Source organism: Thalassotalea eurytherma, from assembly GCF_030161415.1.
Taxonomy (GTDB): Bacteria; Pseudomonadota; Gammaproteobacteria; order Enterobacterales; family Alteromonadaceae; genus Thalassotalea_G; species Thalassotalea_G eurytherma.
This window is the reverse complement of record NZ_BSSU01000011.1, coordinates 166,295-183,507: the sequence shown is the minus strand read 5'-3', so window position 1 is coordinate 183,507 and position 17,213 is coordinate 166,295. Positions and strand designations below refer to the sequence as shown.

Here is a 17,213-nt window from a genome sequence, read left to right as displayed (position 1 = left end):
CCAACAATAATTAGCAGTTTTTTAATTGTAGCAAGTTCGTGAATTTTTTCTTAATGAATTGAGTTACTTTACATTAGATATAAAAAAACACCGTCTCTTTCGAGTACGGTGTTTTTCAAACAAGGTAAAAATTATGCTTCAGCGATAACGTTTACTTTGATTTGAGTATCTACATCGTTGTGTAAGTGAATTGCGATTTCGAATTCACCTGTTTCACGAATAGTACCTAAAGGCATACGTACTTGTGCTTTAGCAACTTCAACGCCTGCTGCAGTGATTGCATCAGCGATGTCTTTAGTACCGATAGAACCGAATAATTTACCTTCGTCACCTGCAGTAGATGCAATAGTAACTTCAGCTAATTCAACGATTTTAGCAGCTTTTGCTTCAGCAGCAGCTAAAACTTCAGCTAATTGCTTTTCTAAATCAGCACGACGAGCTTCAAAGTGCTCAACGTTTGCTTTAGATGCGAATACTGCCTTACCTTTTGGTAATAAGTAGTTACGAGCGTAACCAGACTTTACAGTTACCTTGTCACCAAGGCCGCCTAATTTGGCGATTTTATCAAGAAGAATTACTTCCATTTTCAAAACCCCTTATTAGGTTACTTGTGTAAATCAGTATACGGTAATAATGCTAAGTAACGAGCACGCTTGATCGCACGACCAAGTTGACGTTGATATTTAGCACTTGTACCAGTGATACGGCTAGGAACAATTTTACCACTTTCAGTGATATAGTTTTTTAACGTTGCGATATCTTTGTAATCGATTTCAGCAGCGCCTTCCGCTGAGAAGCGGCAGAACTTACGACGTCTAAAAAAACGTGACATGGGATTTCTCCTATTATGTAAACATTCAATTTTCGTTGAGTATTTACTAATTAATCATTTCAATTTGTTGGGCATGCAATACAAGGAGTGGATTTCCATTTCTTGTTTCATGACGGTTTAAAAAACCAGTCACTCTTACTTGCTTGCCTTCAACTAATTCACTCGTTAAGTGTTGTGACCAATCGCCTGTTGCCACGACTTGCATTCTTACAAATGCTTGGCGGTTCATTTGCGCTTCAACCTGCATAGAGCGATGCTCGATAGTAAATTGACAGTGCTTAATCCCCACAGGGCTCGATGTTAGCTTAGGTGTTTTAAAAACAACAGCTTCTATCGTTAGACTATTTTGTGTCACAGATTACTTATTCGCTTGCAGCTTCTTCCTTTGCAGGAGCAGCTGGTGCTTCAGTAACCTCTTTCTTAACTTCACGACGGTCTTCTTTAGCAGCAGCCATTGCTGAAGCTTCAGTTACCGCGCCTTTCGTGCGCATGATCATGTTACGAATAACAACATCGTTATAACGGAAAGAAGTTTCTAACTCATCAATAACTGACTGAGGCGCTTCAACGTTTAATAAAACGTAGTGTGCCTTGTGTAGTTTGTTGATTGGGTAAGCTAATTGACGACGGCCCCAGTCTTCAAGACGGTGGATTTGACCTTCGGCACCAGTGATAAGATCAGTATAACGCTGAATCATACCTGGTACTTGTTCACTCTGATCAGGGTGAACCATAAAAACGATTTCGTAATGACGCATTACGAGCTCCTTACGGTTGTAGTCTCTTATCTGGTTCAGCCCTTCGCCAGTATTGAGACAAGGAACAAAATTTTAATGGGCTGAATTAAGGTCGCGTATTGTAGGTAAAATGAACACTAAATGCAATCATTTCAGATTATTTAATAATAAGCGCTGGAATTAGAGCTATTGATTGGGGAAAAGTGTTATTTTGAGCGGCTAACCAGCTCTACATTAACATTCAAAATATCTTGTAATTCATTGAAGCGTTTGTTTTTTCCTAGCGTCTGACGATGCCATTGATTGGCTTGTTGAAGAAAACAAGATTTTGTCAAAGGGGCCTCACATTTGCTCGCTAATTGGCTAAACAAATAGGCATTAACGTAACCTTCGAGTTCAATACGACCATAAGACTTAATCCCTAAAGTATCCATGTCGTTTATGAAATCATCACATATAGCTAAACGACAAGTTTTTGGATCAGGCATTACCTCTGAAACAAAGACTTTATTGCTAGGCTGAATACGTGAAAACAGGTCTTGACTAGAAACAAAGGAGACGCTCATAAAAAAAGGTGTAAAACCTTGTTGAGTCGCTTTATTAATCAATGATGCCAATGGTTTATAAGTACCTGCAAAGCCTATTGCTTGAGCATTACTTTTCTTTAATTTAGTTAATGCCCAATGAACATCTAATGTATTGCGACGAAAGCGCGTATTTACCACAAGGCTTAAACCGTAAGCAGCTAACGCTCTAATATATTCTTCTTCCAGCGCAGCACCAAATTGGTCTGCTTGTACCATAATACCAATTTCACGAATTTTTTTATCTTCAACCAAATATTTAACATGCGCCTCAACTTCTCGCCGATAACTTGCACGCAGATGAACAATATTATTAGCAAAAGGCTCTCTTAAAAACTGAGCACCCGTAAAAGGCGTTAAATAAATGATCTGTTGGTCAATGATTTGCTGGTAGATAGAATGACTGGTTGGCGTGCCTACATAATTAAATAATGCAAACACATTAAATTTCGTTAATAAAGATTGGGTGTTTTTCTTCGTTAAATAAGGCTCATAACTATCATCGAGAAGTTGTAATTCAACGCTTTGTCCGTGGATACCGCCCGCTCTATTAAGCTTATTGAAAAATGCTATTGCCCCGTTATTGAGTTTGCTACCAAGTTGGCTTGCTGGGCCAGATGTCGCATTTGACACACCAAGCACAATATTATTGATTTGATCTGCACACGCATAAAAAGGAGCACTTAACACAATAAAAATAAGCAACACCAACTTTATCAACACCAAACAACCGCCTTAGCAAAAACGCCTAAAAGTTACCTTTACTATTGCTAAGCTTTACCCATAAAACCTTATTTCGCAATGGGCTAAGACAAAATCTTCCAACACATAAATAGCAAACAGCTTTCACTTCGCTAAAAACCATAACAAAATCATGGGTATTGACTATAACTTCACCGAAAACACAACTACTTACATTTAACTCCCTTACAAGACAAAAATCAGGTGAGTTTGTTACATAAATATGACAAATTCATGACGTAAAAATAAAACATCCAACAACTACTCATTATAATAACGATAAATTAAAGGAATAATCATGCCATCTCGTACTTTGTCACTTAAGCGAAAACTGCTTATTTTATTGTTATCTGTTATTGCTGGTTTATTAACACTCCTAGCCACTACGAATATTTTTTCACATCAAATAAGAAAACTCGACAATGTTAAATCTATTGTTCAATCAATCGAGGTAAATGCGCTACAACTTAGACGCAGTGAAAAAGATTTCATCATTCGAGAACAAGAAAATTACCTTGATAAACATAACAAAACCTATCAAACATTAACGAATGACTTAAACGCGCTAAAAGTTCAAGATGAAGCATTAAATGCAGACTTACCTATTGGACAATTAACTTCGCAATTACAGGCTTATAAACACCAGTTTGATTTATTGAGCCAAGCGATGAAAACCAAAGGGCTAGATAAAGACTCGGGAAAATACGGAGAATTAAGACGTGCAACGCATCAGTTGGAAGCTATTTTGTCAGCTAGTAATGATAAAAGTAATCAAATAGCGCTATTAACGATCAGACGGCATGAAAAAGATTATATGCTGCGTGCTGATACCAACTATTTAGATAAACTTGCCAGCGCAGTTACAGATCTTCGCTTATCACTCAATGGTCAACAAAAAGCCATTCAGTTTTTGGACACTTACGAGCAGGCGGTAAATAGCTATTTTGAGATAGACCAACAAATAGGCCTAAATAGCAGCAGTGGCATTCGTGGTGAAATGAGAGATGCTATCCATAAATCTGAGTCAATCTTAATCGCTACCATCACCCAAGCTGGCGCTGCTATCGAAAGAAAAGAAGCGTTCGCATTTTGGGGAGCTTTGCTGTCTTTTGTCGCAATATCTATAGCCTTATCTGTCTTTATTTTTAAACTTATTGACATCATAACCTGCCCAATAAGAAGTGCTGTAGACGCCATTGAAAACATCATTAGAACGCGAGACTTCTCAAAGCAGGTAAACAAAGAGACTGATGACGAATTTGGTCAAGTAATTGATGCCATTAATAACTTCATTTCCTTTACACATAAAATGCATATTGCCATTGAAGAGTTAAGGGAAGTGAGTCACGCGGCACAAAACCACGCTTCACTGACGGAAGTAGCATTAAAACACCAATCAATTCAATGTGAACAAGTCTCTACAGCAACCGTGCAACTTGATAGCTCAACGATAGAGATTGTTGAAAGTACAGAATCAACAGCTAAAACAGCCAAACTAATATCTAAAAAAGCTCATCAGGGCACAGACCAATTAAGTCAACTTAATGTATTCCTATCAGAAAACGCGCAAGAATTAACGGCTTCTGCTGAAGATATCAATGCACTTGAGCAAAAGTGTTTAGCAATTAATGTGTTCATCGAAGAAATTAAAGGTATCGCTGATCAAACGAACCTATTGGCGCTAAACGCTGCGATTGAGGCGGCAAGAGCAGGTGAATTAGGTAAAGGCTTCTCCGTTGTTGCTGACGAAGTACGTTCCTTAGCCAATAGAACTCAAAATTCGACGGAACAAATCACTAGTATCATTGGAGAGTTACAATCGTTTACCGCGAGTGCTGTAGAAAAAGTTAACCTTTGTACCGAGAAAAGCTTGTTAAATGTATCTCAAATCGAAGCATCATCGAGCACATTAAATGACATTATCGCAGAGGTAGATACCATTCATAATCTGACAGAGCACATTGCAGGAGCCGTAAAAGAACAAAGTGTCGCAATACATGAAATCTCAGAAAACATTACGGATATTAAAGACGAAAGCGATCTACTGCTAGGACAAGCACAAACTAGCCTCGATTCTTCAGTGTTAGCCAATGAAAAAACGATACAGCTACTTGAATATAAACTCTCAACATAAAAAATAACAAAAGCGAGCACCATGTGCTCGCTTCTCGAATAACACTCTCTTTGTCATATCAAAATAATTCAGTCTATATTTATAGCAACACTTACAAAAGTAGGCTCACGTTTGAGATACCTTTTTCCATTTTGCTGTTGGTTACTTATTGCGATATTAAATGTTTGTTACGCGAAACATGTAGTCATTTTAGGGCAACAAACAAACGAAGATACGAGTCATCAGTACTTCAAGTCTCTCGCGACACTCGCTATTGAAAAATCTAAAGAAGATTTTCCATACCAACGAGTTGTAACATTGGGCGGACAACAAACGACTCAAGGTCGCTCTATTAATTTACTTAAAAGAGATTTCGTCAATCTTTATTGGTCTGGCACCAATATTGAGCGAGAACAAACACTTATTCCTATAAAAATCCCCTTATTCAAGGGGCTTTTAGGTTATCGGATGTTTATCGTAAGAGAAGATAATATTGACCAGTTTTCTGACATTTCACCTGAAGAACTTAAAAAGAAAGTTGCTTGCCAAGGAGAACACTGGCCAGACTCGGATATCTTGGAAGCTAATGGTTATGAGGTATTGCGCGTAACTAGGTTTGATTTGATGTTTAAAATGCTCATACTCAAACGTTGTGATTATTTCCCTCGAGCTATTTTTGAAGGTTATGGTGAGTTTGAACAAGCAAAATTAACGTACCCCAATTTAGCGGTATTTGATGACACGCTATTACACTACCCTTTCCCAATCTATTTTTTTACTAACGAACAGCACCCAGCGCTAGCCAAACAAATATATTATGGATTGATGAAGGCACATGAGGATGGGAGTTTAGAGGCGCTCATGCGAAATCATACAAGCACCTTAAACATATTTCCGTTAGATAAATGGCGAAACAAGAACTACATCCATTTATCAAACGACTTTCTGCCTGATATTTCTAATATTGAGCACTCAACACTGTGGCTAAAGCTTTATCCTCAGCACTCAATTAAGCGTTAATACGCTGCCTTACAATCTCAAATAAACAAATGCCGGTTGCCACGGAAACATTTAAGCTTGAAACGGCACCAGCCATAGGCAGTTTTACTAATTGATCACAGTTTTCACGGGTTAAACGACGCATGCCTTTTCCTTCGGCTCCCATCACTAATGCCATCGGGCCATATAATTTAACGTCGTATAAATTGGTGTCAGTTTCACCTGCAGTTCCGACAATCCAAACACCTAATTGTTGCAAGTGCTTCATAGTGCGAGCAAGGTTCGTGACCTGAACTAGCGGCACAGTTTCAGCAGCGCCAACGGCAACTTTTCTAACCGTTGCTGTAATTTTTGCGGCTTTATCTTTAGGAACAACAATCGCCTGTACGCCTGCTGCATCGGCATTTCGTAAACAAGCGCCTAGATTATGAGGATCAGTCACACCATCTAAAATAAGAAGAAAAGGAGCGACATCATTGCGCTCTGCTTGGCTAATAATCTCATCAAGATCATTCTCGTTATACTGTTTATTTGGTGTAATACGAGCAATCACGCCTTGATGCTGTTCTCCTAAGCTTTTTTCGTCAAGCACTTTACGGTGTACCAACTGAACAGGAATTTTATATTTTCGTGCCAAGTTAATAATTGGCGCCATGCGCTCATCATCGCGACCTTTAAGCACCCACATTTCAATAAAGCGTTCCGGAGATAGTTCAATTAACGCTTGTACCGCGTGGATTCCAAGAACAATATCGTTTTGTTTTGACATAGTTAAATCTTCTTACTTATTTCTTTGATTTGTCGCCTTTGCGGGCATTCTTTCCAGGTCTTGATTTACGTGCTTTGCGCTTTTTAACCTTAGACTTTTCAGTTTTGTCTTTCTTTTTGCCTTTAGCGGGCTTATCAAATTCTCGCGCTGCTTTTTTTGCGCCACTATGCGCTTTTGACTTACTCTTTTTACTCGGGCTTTTTCGAATGTTAGCTAGCGGTTTAGCTTTTTTAATAACAGCGTTCTCACCTTGTAAAACAAGGTCTATTTTCTTCTCATCAAGGTTTACTGCGGCAACCTGCACGGCAAGCACATCACCGACATGATACTTCTTACCGGTATTCTCCCCCGATAAGCACATACGGACATCATCAAAATGATAGAAGTCACGACCTAACGAAGTAATATGAATCAATCCTTCAATATGTAAATCTTGCAACCTTACGAATAAGCCAAAGTTCGTTACCGTTGAAATGACGCCGGTAAAGTGATCACCTACGTGATCTTGCATATATTCACATTTAAGCCAATCAGCAACATCTCGCGTTGCATCATCGGCTCTGCGCTCTGTCATTGAGCAGTGTTCACCTAGCTCAGTGACTTGCTCTTCGCTATAGCTATAACAACCATCATTAGCTTCGCTGTTAGCCTGAGCTTGAAGTACGGCTTTTATTACACGATGAACAACTAAATCTGGGTAACGCCTAATCGGTGACGTAAAGTGACTATATTGCGTAAGTGCTAAACCAAAGTGCCCTAAGTTTTCGGCCTGATAAACGGCTTGCTTCATTGAGCGCAATAGCATTGTTTGTATCAGCTCTTGATCAGGTCGCTCTGCTACTTTCGCGAGAATATGCCCGTAATCAGCCGGTTCTGGTGCTTCTCTAAAAGGCATTTCAATACCAAGCTCACCAAGATACGAAATAAAGTTGCGGTACTTATCTTCGCTCGGTTTATCATGCACACGAAAGAGGCCTGGCATTTTGTGTTTTTCTAAAAACTTTGCCGTTGATACGTTAGCGAGAATCATGCACTCTTCAATCATCTTGTGGGCATCATTTCTAACCAATGGCACAATGGATTCAATTTTCTTCTCTTCATTAAACAGAAACTGTGACTCTTCTGTTTCAAACGCGATCGCACCGCGTTCATCTCGTGCATGAGCTAATGCAACATACATAGCATGAAGATTTTCTAAATCAGCAACTAATGGCTGATATTCTTCCCTTAACTGTTCATCACCATCTAAAATTGCAGCAACTTTTGTATAGGTAAAGCGTGCTTTAGAGCGCATAACAGCAGGGTAGAATTTACTTCCTGATAATTTTCCTGACCCACTTACTGTCATTTCACAGACCATACATAGGCGATCAACATCAGGATTTAACGAACACAGGCCATTGGAAAGTTTCTCAGGTAACATTGGAATAACCTGAGATGGAAAATAAACTGAATTGCCGCGCGCTATTGCTTCATCATCAAGCGCACTTTCAGGTCGTACATAATAACTAACATCTGCTATCGCAACCCATAAGCGCCAGCCACCACTTTTTTTCGGTTCGCAATAAACAGCGTCATCAAAGTCTCGCGCATCTTCGCCGTCAATCGTCAGAAGAGGTAAGTCACGCAAATCAACCCGCGGTAACTTGGCGTCGTTGGTTACTTCATCAGCCAAAGTGGCAACTTCAGCTTTTACTTGATCAGGAAATTCATGCGGTAAATCATGTTCACGTAACGCAATTTGAATCTCCATACCTGGTGCCATATGGTCACCAAGCACTTCCACCACTTTTGCCATAGCATTACGGTGTTTTGATGGTCGCTGAATAATGTCAATCACGACCATTTGACCATGCTTAGCACCCATATTTTGTTTAGGTGGAATTAAAATATCTTGCTGAATACGAGCATCGTCTGGCACAACGAATGTGATATTGTGCTCTTTGAATAGTCTTCCAACCACACCATGTTTACGAGGTTCGATGACATCTAAAATGCGAATCTCTTTACGTCCTTTTTTATCGGTTCGCTCAAGTAAAATACCTTCACAAATATCGCCATGAAAAACTCGTTGCATTTCATGAGAGGAAATAAAGAAGTCTTTGCCGCCGTCATCTGGTGCAAAAAAGCCATAACCATCGCGGTGACCAATCACCTTGCCGGTAATGACATCTCGCTTGGCGGGAATAACGTACTGTTTAAACTTATTGAAGAAGAGTTGGCCAGATTGCTCCATTGCGCGCAATCGTCTTTTTAGTGCGATTTTGCCATTTTCATCATCAATACCCGTGGCTTGGCATACCCCTTTAAAATTTAAAGGTATGCTGGCTTTGCCAATGAGCTCGAGGATTAATTCTCGGCTGGCAATAGGTTTTTCATATTTTTTGGCTTCACGCTCAAAGTGCGGATCGTTAACAGTCACTCTATTCAATCTTTAGTCTTTTTTTCAATTATACCGTAATAAGTGACTGTCGGTATTAAATTTCTTTTACGCGGCTAAACAACTAACCGTTAATATCGCTCTTTTTTTGCTTGTGCTACAACGTGAGTTGGCATTTTATTAGCCAACTTGGCAAGCTCACTCGCGATTTTTTGGTGTGTGTTTTTGTCGTCTGTCACCGCATGATGCAACTGCGAGTACAATTCAGGGAAATCTAATGGACTACCGTAACCATCATTGTATAAACGGGATAAACGCAATTGTGCATTTAAATTGTTCACACTTGCCGCTTCCTTTAAGTAAATAATCGCGCGATCAATATCTACCTGCATAAACTTGCCAACATGGTGATAACGACCTAGTTGCTCAAGTGCTTCAGGAAGTCCCTGATCTGCAGCTAGTTTCATATAGTGTAATCCCAATGGCACATCTTTTTTAATACAAACACCGTAGGCTAGCATATCGCCCCACAAAAACTGATAAGACGGCTTTTTAGCCTTAATCGCTCTCGCTTCAATATCTTGCACAAGTTGACACTCATCGAGTACCACTTGCGATAAATGCTTATTTTCTTTAATAAGTTCAAGCAACATGTCATCTGTATAGATTTGCACAGCTTGTAGGTTTTGGGCTATGGCGATACTAGGTACCAAAAAAATCGCAAGAAAAGTTGTCAATCGAAGCATTATCAGCCCTCTTTAAAATGTACTCAGTTAGTTATCGGCAACGATGAAAAAAAGTTTATACATTGATCTAAATCTATTAATTGACAATCAGTTAACATTTACAACATTGTCTGTTCAGTGCTTTCAGTTTATATTAAAAGTTATAACATAGATAAATTTTAAACGCTCTCGTTAAGGTAACTTCAACTCTTCAATGATTATAGAAAAAGAGTTATCAGCCCTATCAATTGGCGAATACGTCATCGATATTGTTAAGCAACAAGGTTCTTATACATTAACTGGTGCTGGTCATATAAAAAACAAAAATGTTATCTCCTTACTTACTAAGAAAGGCGTGATATCTGTGTTAGTGGATACAGATAAAGCACTTAACCCGGCGTCTGCAAATGGCAATCACGATTCAAACGGGCAACAAAGCCCTGTGATTATAGAGATTAAAAAAGCCAAAAAGATCTTTAGCGATTCTAAAAATATTCAACGTCGAATATTAAAAGACGTCGCAATGGGAAAAGAAATTAACATCGAACCCATTATTGATATTGCCAACATCACGATAGATACCGTATTTAAAAACCCTGATGCCTTGGCTTGTGTAATTAATATTCGCGATAAAGATGAATATTTACTCGAGCATTCCGTATCAGTATCCGTTTTAATGACAATCTTTTCTCGCTATTTAGGCCTAGACAAACCACTTGTTCAACAGTTAACGATTGGTGCTTTTTTACATGATGTTGGCAAGATAAAAATTGACGATAATATTTTGCACAAACCGGGGCGGTTAACCAAAGCAGAATTTGACGTGATGAAAACCCATGTAAATCATTCAATAGATATTATTTCGGCTACCCCTGGTGTTTCTGAATTGAGCCTTGAAGTTGCCGCTTTACATCACGAACGACTAAACGGCACAGGTTACCCTTATAACATTGAAGAAAAAGATATTTCACGTTACGGCAGGATGATCACGATTTGTGATATTTTTGACGCCTTAACGGCTGACAGGTGTTACAAAGAAGGCTACCCGCATATTAAAGCCTTTAGTATTTTACGAAAGCTTGCTCAAGATGAGCACTTAGATCAGCAACTTGTTGATCAATTCATAAAATGCATGGGGGTATACCCTGTTGGCTCTTTAGTAGAACTCAATTCTCACAAACTAGCAATTGTTGAAGCTAGAAACCAAGACGATCCAATTCGCCCTAAAGTTCGTTCATTCTTTAACGTTGATGATAACCGCTATGTAATGACCGAAGATATCGATTTAACCGATACCGAAGACTTTATTGTTAAGGGTGTTAAGGCTGATGATTTTGACTTAGATATGAATAAAATTATCGAGTTCTTATTGATGCAAGGTTAAATCAACTTTTAAAAGTGACATAAAAAAGGGGCAACGTAACAAATACATTGCCCCTTTACTTTATTATGCTGACTATTTTCTAAAATCTACTGGCGCTTGTGCAGCATAGTAGGCAAACAACGTATAAATTGTTGTATTTATTTTTAGGTCGTCAGGGTTTACCTTATCTAAAGTATCATTTTCAGTATGGTGATAATCAAAGTAATCAGTACCATCTGGTGCAAAGTTTACACTTGGCATACCTGCTTTAGTTAACAAACTCATATCTGACTGAGCAACGCCGTCGTTTCTCGGCGATAATGCAACACCTAATGGCGCAATAACTTGGGCAAACTCGCGAATTGAGTTTAATGCATCAGCACCAACACCTGGTGTCATTTTATAAATAGGGCCCATGCCGAAATCCCATTCTGCACCTAATACATGGTTACTCACATCATCATTGCGTTTAACTAAGTACTCTTTTGCACCTAACAAGCCCACTTCTTCTGCTGCAAATAAAATAACGCGGATAGTACGTTTAGGACGCTGTTCTAACTGTGCGATTTGCGCAGCAGCAGCCATTGTCATGCCAATCCCTAAACCATCATCTAAAGCGCCTGTGCCAACATCCCAGCTATCTAGATGAGCACCGATAGCCACGATTTCATCAGGCAATTCACTGCCAGTAATTTCACCAATTACATTGGCAGAAACTGCCGATTGATCATGGTGAGTAATGGTATCTACTGACAGTTTAAAGGTGACAGGATGCTGACGTTTCAATTGATTCACAAGTAAGTCTGCATCAGGATTTGATAGCGCAACAGCCGGTATTTTTTTGATACCTTCTTGGTAGCGCATTACACCTGTATGTGCCGTACGATTGTTATCTGTACCAACAGAGCGCATCACTAACGCTGATGCACCTTTTTGCGCTGCAACGCTAGCGCCGGTAACACGAGTGCCAACAGCTGGGCCATAACCCTTACCATCAATATGTTTAGTCATACGATATGAAACAAACGCAATTTTACCGTCTAAGCTGTTGTCTGGCGCGGCTTTTAAATCAGCTAATGTTTCAAAATGAACAACTTCAGCTTCTAAGCCACCTTTAGGTGTACTAACACTGCCACCTAGCGCCAACACAACAACATGATGAGGGTAAGGAGATACAATTTCTGCATGAGCATGACCACGTTGCCAGTAGGTACCTTTAACTTCTTCTGTCCATACTTTGTCAAACCCTAAGGCTTTCATTTTTTTTACTGCCCAATCAATTGAGCGCTTGTCACCTTCTGTGCCCATTAGGCGATTACCTACTTCAGTGGTTAGCGATTCAATTAACTGATAGGACAAATCTGACTTCAAGCTTGATTGCTTTAACTGCTCTAAAACAGCTTTATCTTGCTCTGTTATTGCCATTGCTGCTGACGAAAACATGACACTCGTTAACACAGCGCCACTTAGGCTTAAAATCTTTGTCAGCCTAGCAAGAGGGTTTGATTTCAACAAAATATACTCCATTACGTGTCGCTTAAGCGACTTCATTTATTGTTTCGGATTGATCGACTCTTTTTAACACAGGCGCTTTGTTTAACGTCTCTTTTCTTACATCTTTCAACGCTAACATACAGGGTGTTATCACCAAGGTCAGAATTGTTGCAAAAGCAAGTCCACCTGCGACGGCTGTCGCTAATTGAGCCCACCATTGTGTGGATGGTGCACCAATAACCGCCGTACGATTAAAGAAGTCTAAATTAACCTGTAAAACCATAGGTAACAAGCCTAATATGGTGGTTACCGTGGTTAATAAGACAGGACGCAGGCGTTGCGCACCAGTACGCAATATCGCATCGACAACTTTATAGCCTTGAGCACGCAACACGTTGTAAGTATCGATTAACACGATATTGTTGTTTACGACGATACCCGCCAATGAAATTACCCCAATTCCCCCCATCACCACGCCAAACGGACGTTGCACGATCATAAGGGCTAGAAATACACCTACCGTCGAAAATACCACGGCACTTAATATTAAGAAGGCTTGGTAAAAGCTATTAAATTGAGTCACTAAAATAATCGCCATAACAAATAGCGCAACACCAAAGGCATTGATTAAGAAGTCTTGAGATTCTTGTTGATCTTCGTTCTGACCTTTAATGACAATATCGACACTTGGATCAATTTTCAGATCGGGAAACTGAGCCTTTAATTTTGGCAATTCTTTTACTAATTGCGCTCCAGTAACTAAGTTTGCCTTTACAGAAACAACACGTTTTGAATCAACGCGGCGAATGGTATCAACTTTCGTAGCAGCAGAACGTTCTACAAACCCAGTAACAGGAACTAAACCAGCAGCGGTTTTAACGCGTATTTCGTCTAAGCGCCCTAAATGACGCTTCTCTTCAGGGAAACGAACACGAATGTCGAGTTCGTCATCAACGTCGTCTGGTCGGTATTCACCAAGTTTCAGCCCATTAGTCACGAGCTGCACCGTTGAGCCAACTAAGGTAGCATCAGCACCAAAGGTCGCTGCTTTTGCACGGTCAATTTTAAGCTGCCATTCAATACCTGGCTTAGAGGCTGAATCTTCAATATCGGTAAAATTACCGTTAACAATTAGCGCATTTCTAATCGTTTTAACAGTTTCATCTAAACGATCAGGAAAACGAGAACTTAGCTCAATGATCAAGTCTTTACCACTTTGTGGTCCGGGGCTATTTTTACGTGCTTCAATCTCGATACCCGCAAGATCTTTAGTACGCTCGTGAATATCAGCAATAACTTCATCGGCAGGACGGCGTTCTTGCCAATTCTCAAAATTAACCTGAAAACTACCAATTTGATCGTTACCGCCGGTTCGCGTATAGAGGGTTTCAATATCGCTAATCGGCAAGATACGCTGTTCAATAATTTTCATGATGTCATCTTTTTCACGCATCGATAAATCACCATGAGAACGTACTACCATAGTCGCACTATTTGGCTCAACGTCAGGGAAAAAGACAACACCTAGCCCGCTTTTCCCGTAAGCAAACATCACCAAAATAGCGATTGCGACAGTTGAAAGTACTACCGTTTTAGGTCGTTCAACCGCTTTCATTAAGAGATTCACGTATTTACCGGTAAAGCCTTTTAGCGTTCGAATATCACCTTCTTCAGCCTGAATCATTTGCGCTTTTTCTTCTTTCGAGACCACGCGAGGTTTACCAAAAACAGTACCAATAGCAGGGACAAAAATAAGTGCCATAGCAAGTGATGCAGTTAACACTGCAATCAGCGTAAATGGTAAGTATTTCATAAACTCACCCATCATACCCGGCCAAAACATTAACGGAGCAAAGGCTGCTAACGTAGTCGCTGTTGATGCAATAATAGGCCAAGCCATGCGCTTTGATGCCATCTTGTAGGCTTGTTTGCGCGGGATACCTTCACTCATTTGCCTATCAGCAAATTCAGTTACAACGATAGCACCGTCAACCAGCATGCCTACCGCCATAATCAAACCAAACAGCACGACAATGTTAATTGTTAAACCTGAAATTGCGATCACTAAAATGCCGGTAAGAAATGCGCCTGGAATCGCAAAGCCAACCAACATCGCACTTCGAACACCAAGTGCAGCGATTACAACAATAACCACCAACAGTACCGCAGAAAATACATTGTTTTGCAGGTCGTTTAATGTTTCTTTTACTTCTTCAGATTGATCACCCACATAAGTTACCGCTACTTGCGACGGCCATTTTTGCTTTGCCTGTTCAGTAATCGCCTTCACTTTATCAACGGTATGAATAATGTTTTCACCAGGGCGTTTTTTCACTTCTATAGCGACTGAACGGTGACCATCTAAACGGGCAAATGATGTTGGGTCTTTGTAAGCACGACGCACTTTTGAGACGTCGGCAAACGTAATGATTCGATCGCCATCAACTTTAATGGGTAAATCAAGTAGATCTTGCACTGTTTCGAAAATAGATGGTACTTTGATAGCAAATCGCCCTTTGCCTGTGTCCATTGTACCTGCAGGTACCAATCGGTTATTGCGTTCTACTAAGTTATAAATATCAGATGAATCTAGGCCATAACTTTCCATCAAAAGTGGATCAACAATAATCTCCACCATATCTTCACGATCACCGCCGATATCAACTTCAAGTATTTCTTCAAGAGACTCAAGGGTGTCGCGCAGGTTTCGAGCTAATGTTACTAAGCCACGCTCAGTAACTGGCCCTGATAAGATCACTGTTATTGCTGGTTGTTGGTTAGCCATAGTTACTTCATGAACTTCAGGCTCTTCGGTTTCAGACGGAAGTTTAGCTTTTGCTAAGGTAACTTTGTCTCGCACATCAGCAAGTGCTTCTTTTGGATTAAAACCTGCAACAAATTCCAACGTGACAGATGCATGACCTTCGCCTGCATTAGATTTCATCTCCTTAATGCCGGCAATAGATTTAAGTTCATTCTCCATTGGGCGAACGAGCATGCGTTCAGCATCTTCAGGGGAGATACCATCATGAATCATAGAAACATAAATGGTTGGAATAGTAATATCAGGGTTAGATTCTTTTGCTATGTTGGCATAAGTTATTGCACCAGAGATGATTAACAAAACAAAAATCATCAACACTGAACGTGTGCGTGACAATGCGCCTTCTATAATCGATAGCATATTGTTACTCGCTTTCATCCATGACAGGATCTACTTTGTCACCATCACGTACAAAGCCTTGTCCTAGAATAATAATATCGGCATTTTCACCAAGACCACCCAACCAAATACCGTCGTTTTCACTTTTAACGATGTCAATTTCAGTAAAAACCACATGATTATTATCAACAGTTTTAATACCAATATTGCCTTGTTCATCTAACGCCAAAAGAGCTGGTGAAACTTTAATCGCTGGTGTTTTATTCAGCGCAATATTTAAGGTACCTGATTGCCCTGCTCGCCATTGCTGATTTTCATTATTGACGGAAACTTCAACTTTAAATGTGTTAGTTTTTTCATCGGCTACACTAGCAATATAACGAATTTGCCCTTGTGTAGATTGCTGGTTCAACAGCTCAATAAAGGCCTTTTGACCAACATTAAGTTGGCTGATTTGGTGTTCTGTTGCATAACCAGTAATCACAATGGGTTGAAGATCAGCAATCATCGCAATTTTATCGCCGACTTTTACATAATCACCTTCCTCAACATAACGGGTATTTAACACGCCATCAAAAGGAGCAACCACTTGAGTATTTGCGATCGCTATCTCTAATGATTTAATTTGCGATTTAACATCTTCTAATTCAGCGGTTGCCGTACTTAACTGAACCTTACCTTGATAGCCGTCTTGATGAAGCGACTCAACACCTTGATAATTTAATTCACGTTGCGCTAATAAAGCCTTTGAGCGCACTAATTGGCTTTCTAAGTCTTTAATATCAATCGTTGCCAGAATTTGACCTTTAGTTACATTAGCACCGCGCTTGGCGTGCACTTTGACAATTCTTCCAGCCACTTCTGCTTTAACGGTGGTCACACGATCTGGTTCAGTTCGCCCGTATAATTCAACCGTATTATCAACAAATTCGGCATCAAAGCGTTTAACTTTTACTTTCGGCGTGACTTCTGTAACAGACGCTGCTTGTTCAGTCTCTACCGGCTTACTTGATGTGCCTGATAGCATCCAAACAATTAAAATGAGTACTATCAATGCCGCAAGCATGTAAGGTCTTTTTTCTATCCATTGGCGACTTCGAGATAAACCACTCATATTCTCTCCTCAAATCTTCTTGATTTAGTTAGGGGCTGTTGATCTTTCATTTTAGCCTCTGCTTTAGGCTAATTTTGCAGATAACAAGGCGAAAAGAGAGTAATGTAGTTGTTCTACCTTAACGATTTTCAACGATGTTAGGTTTAAAATTAGCAAAGCCCTTTGGGTTGTCTTGAAAAAGCGATATCCTTTGTTGCTT

The 17,213-nt window shown here is 39.8% G+C and carries 14 protein-coding genes; 3 read left to right on the top strand and 11 right to left on the bottom strand.

What is annotated here, in order from left to right:
• Nucleotides 1-131: 131 nt before the first annotated feature.
• The 5 genes from rplI to QQK02_RS12210 form a co-directional block, all read right to left on the bottom strand.
• The gene (gene rplI / locus QQK02_RS12230) at nucleotides 132-584 is read right to left on the bottom strand and encodes a 50S ribosomal protein L9 (RefSeq protein WP_284208334.1); all 453 of its coding nucleotides are present in this window, start codon (nucleotides 582-584) and stop codon (nucleotides 132-134) included.
• Between the two features lie 20 nt (nucleotides 585-604).
• The gene (gene rpsR, locus QQK02_RS12225) at nucleotides 605-832 is read right to left on the bottom strand and encodes a 30S ribosomal protein S18 (protein ID WP_193023113.1); all 228 of its coding nucleotides are present in this window, start codon (nucleotides 830-832) and stop codon (nucleotides 605-607) included.
• Nucleotides 833-878: 46 nt separating this feature from the next.
• A complete protein-coding gene (gene priB, locus QQK02_RS12220) occupies nucleotides 879-1,187 on the bottom strand; it encodes a primosomal replication protein N (protein ID WP_284208333.1) in 309 nt (102 codons plus the stop codon).
• A gap of 7 nt (nucleotides 1,188-1,194) precedes the next feature.
• Nucleotides 1,195-1,590, bottom strand: coding sequence for a 30S ribosomal protein S6 (rpsF, locus tag QQK02_RS12215; protein ID WP_284208332.1), 396 nt, complete (start codon nucleotides 1,588-1,590; stop codon nucleotides 1,195-1,197).
• Nucleotides 1,591-1,775: 185 nt separating this feature from the next.
• Nucleotides 1,776-2,876 carry an ABC transporter substrate-binding protein gene (locus tag QQK02_RS12210; protein WP_284208350.1) on the bottom strand — a complete coding sequence of 367 codons (1,101 nt, stop codon included), beginning with the start codon at nucleotides 2,874-2,876 and terminating at the stop codon, nucleotides 1,776-1,778.
• Between the two features lie 316 nt (nucleotides 2,877-3,192).
• On the opposite strand from QQK02_RS12210, the gene QQK02_RS12205 reads away from it, so the two are divergent.
• A complete protein-coding gene (locus tag QQK02_RS12205; RefSeq protein ID WP_284208331.1) occupies nucleotides 3,193-5,028 on the top strand; it encodes a methyl-accepting chemotaxis protein in 1,836 nt (611 codons plus the stop codon).
• 111 nt (nucleotides 5,029-5,139) lie between these two features.
• Nucleotides 5,140-6,027, top strand: a complete 888-nt coding sequence (locus QQK02_RS12200) for a type 2 periplasmic-binding domain-containing protein (RefSeq protein WP_284208330.1) — start codon at nucleotides 5,140-5,142, stop codon at nucleotides 6,025-6,027.
• On the opposite strand, the gene rlmB is transcribed toward QQK02_RS12200, so the two are convergent.
• The 3 genes from rlmB to QQK02_RS12185 all read right to left on the bottom strand — a co-directional run bounded on the left by rlmB (nucleotide 6,017) and on the right by QQK02_RS12185 (nucleotide 9,901).
• Nucleotides 6,017-6,775 carry a 23S rRNA (guanosine(2251)-2'-O)-methyltransferase RlmB gene (gene rlmB, locus QQK02_RS12195; protein ID WP_284208329.1) on the bottom strand — a complete coding sequence of 253 codons (759 nt, stop codon included), beginning with the start codon at nucleotides 6,773-6,775 and terminating at the stop codon, nucleotides 6,017-6,019. The two genes, QQK02_RS12200 and rlmB, sit on opposite strands and share 11 nt — an antisense overlap.
• A 16-nt stretch (nucleotides 6,776-6,791) precedes the next feature.
• Nucleotides 6,792-9,197 carry a ribonuclease R gene (gene rnr / locus QQK02_RS12190; RefSeq protein ID WP_284208349.1) on the bottom strand — a complete coding sequence of 802 codons (2,406 nt, stop codon included), beginning with the start codon at nucleotides 9,195-9,197 and terminating at the stop codon, nucleotides 6,792-6,794.
• A gap of 89 nt (nucleotides 9,198-9,286) precedes the next feature.
• Complete coding sequence (locus tag QQK02_RS12185; protein WP_284208328.1) at nucleotides 9,287-9,901, bottom strand: tetratricopeptide repeat protein; 615 nt, start codon at nucleotides 9,899-9,901, stop codon at nucleotides 9,287-9,289.
• 193 nt (nucleotides 9,902-10,094) lie between these two features.
• On the opposite strand from QQK02_RS12185, the gene QQK02_RS12180 reads away from it, so the two are divergent.
• Nucleotides 10,095-11,264, top strand: a complete 1,170-nt coding sequence (locus QQK02_RS12180) for an HD-GYP domain-containing protein (RefSeq protein WP_284208327.1) — start codon at nucleotides 10,095-10,097, stop codon at nucleotides 11,262-11,264.
• A 72-nt stretch (nucleotides 11,265-11,336) separates the two neighbouring features.
• Here QQK02_RS12180 and QQK02_RS12175 read toward each other — a convergent pair whose 3' ends face one another.
• The 3 genes from QQK02_RS12175 to QQK02_RS12165 are packed head-to-tail and all read right to left on the bottom strand — an operon-like array spanning nucleotide 11,337 to nucleotide 17,014.
• Nucleotides 11,337-12,758: a M20/M25/M40 family metallo-hydrolase gene (locus tag QQK02_RS12175; protein WP_284208326.1), complete on the bottom strand. Its 1,422-nt coding sequence runs from the start codon at nucleotides 12,756-12,758 to the stop codon at nucleotides 11,337-11,339.
• A 22-nt stretch (nucleotides 12,759-12,780) separates the two neighbouring features.
• Complete coding sequence (locus QQK02_RS12170; RefSeq protein WP_284208325.1) at nucleotides 12,781-15,921, bottom strand: efflux RND transporter permease subunit; 3,141 nt, start codon at nucleotides 15,919-15,921, stop codon at nucleotides 12,781-12,783.
• Nucleotides 15,922-15,925: 4 nt separating this feature from the next.
• On the bottom strand, nucleotides 15,926-17,014 hold the full coding sequence (locus QQK02_RS12165) for an efflux RND transporter periplasmic adaptor subunit (RefSeq protein ID WP_284208324.1): 1,089 nt from the start codon (nucleotides 17,012-17,014) through the stop codon (nucleotides 15,926-15,928).
• Nucleotides 17,015-17,213: the final 199 nt, after the last annotated feature.